Source organism: Clostridium celatum, assembly GCF_021412605.1.
GTDB lineage: Bacteria > Bacillota > Clostridia > Clostridiales > Clostridiaceae > Clostridium > Clostridium celatum.
On record NZ_JAJKGM010000115.1, the window covers coordinates 1 to 467 of the forward strand.

The 467-nt window shown below is 42.4% G+C and carries 1 rRNA gene; it reads right to left on the bottom strand.

The features are described from left to right. Window positions 1-380, bottom strand: a 23S ribosomal RNA gene (locus LPC13_RS16775); the annotation flags it as partial. Window positions 381-467 lie beyond the last annotated feature (87 nt).

Sequence of the window (467 nt, forward strand, 5' to 3'; positions counted from 1 at the left end):
TTTCACCTACAGGACTATTACCTCCTACGGTCTAACTTTCCAGTTATGTTCGGTTAATCATGACTTCTCGTTAATGTTCTGTCCGCAACCCCAAGGATAAATCCTTGGTTTGGGCTCTTTCCCTTTCGCTCGCCGCTACTAAGGAAATCGATTTTTCTTTCTCTTCCTCTAGGTACTTAGATGTTTCAGTTCCCTAGGTTTACCTCCATACAGCTATGTATTCACTGTACAGTACATGGGGTTTCCCATGTGTGTTCCCACATTCGGAAATCTCCGGATCACTGGCTATGTGCGCCTACCCGAAGCTTATCGCAGCTTATCACGTCCTTCATCGGCTCCTGATGCCAAGGCATTCACCATGCGCCCTTTGTAGCTTGACCTATTCAGTCAAAATTTTTCAAAGTTTTGCATTTAATATCACAAAGAATATTTCTTGGCTTACTTCTCAATATGTTTTGAAGTTATAT